This window comes from Mesorhizobium sp. WSM4829 (assembly GCF_055811475.1).
In genome coordinates this window covers 1-1,074 of record NZ_JBVVQJ010000119.1, presented here as the reverse complement: position 1 = coordinate 1,074, position 1,074 = coordinate 1, and the positions used below count along the sequence as shown (strand labels likewise).

General features: G+C 58.8%; 1 protein-coding gene. It reads left to right on the top strand.

Features of this window, described 5'->3' with window-relative positions; genetic code table 11:
* Positions 1–243: 243 nt before the first annotated feature.
* The gene (locus tag AC0L17_RS34450; RefSeq protein ID WP_473518985.1) at positions 244–885 is read left to right on the top strand and encodes a peroxiredoxin-like family protein; all 642 of its coding nucleotides are present in this window, start codon (positions 244–246) and stop codon (positions 883–885) included.
* Positions 886–1,074: the final 189 nt, after the last annotated feature.

Sequence of the window (1,074 nt, the reverse complement as noted above, 5' to 3'; positions counted from 1 at the left end):
CCTTCAGCGCAAGAGCATTCGGGAGTGCGCTCGCGTAAGGTAATTCACCACATTTGGCGGCACCCGCAGATGCTTTTTCGTGTTATGATGGGCTTGCAATGCGCGTAATCTCGACCTCGGCAATATGGCAGAGGTCGAAAGCTATTGCCTTGGCACAGGAAGCTTTCGCCCCAGCACTTGATCGCCTCCGAAACGCTGGGTGTGCTGCTTTCCCTCACTGACCCCGGGGCGAGGAGGTTGTCCATGTCCACGAGTAGTGTTGACCGCCCGCTGCAGCCGGGCGACCGGGCACCAAATGTTGTGCTCAATGCGATCTCACGCGAAGGCAAGATCGCGCTCGATGATTTTCGAGGCCGTAGCCCGTTGTTGATCGGTTTGTTCCGAGGCCTGCACTGTCCGTTCTGCCGGCGCCATGTCGCGGCGATGGCGCAACTCAAGCCGGCCCTGCGTGAGAAAGGCGTCGAATGCCTGGCTGTGGTCAATACGCCGGTCGAGCGGGCGCGGCTCTATTTCCGTTACCACCCGGCACCCGATCTTCTCGCCGCATCCGACCCGGAGCGAGCCTCGCACCGTGCTTTCGGCTTGCGCGAGGTCGGGATGGACACGGTCATGGCGATACCGTTCCATCTCCCGGGCGAGTTGCCCGAGCCTATGGACGTCATGGCAATGAATGAATTTCTTAACAAGAAGGAAGGATATGAGATTACGGAAGTCGATCAGCAGGCGATGGCTTCCAGCCAGGCGCAGCTTGTCGGTCAGTTCCTAATCGACCGGGCGGGCATCGTACGCTGGAACTTCACTGAAGTTCTGGAGGATGGCCTCAATACCTTCAGCGCGCTGAATCCCGAGGAATTGATGTCGGCAGCTTCCCAAGTTGCACATTAATGGGCTGCTGAAAACTCGCTCGACGGCCACCGTCCTGTGGTGATTCTTTGGATTTAACAATCATCGAAATGCTCAGCGCAGGAGGCTAAGGTCTGCCCGTGGGCTTCGTAGCGATTTCGATTCAACGGTCTGCGGACCGCCCCGACGCTAGAGTGAGCAAGCCGCATAGGCGGGGCGACGTCCGCTCCT

Bases quoted from the DNA above. Each gene is read 5' to 3' on its own strand.
- AC0L17_RS34450 (WP_473518985.1), top strand. From the start codon at position 244: ATGTCCACGAGTAGTGTTGACCGCCCGCTGCAGCCGGGCGACCGGGCA.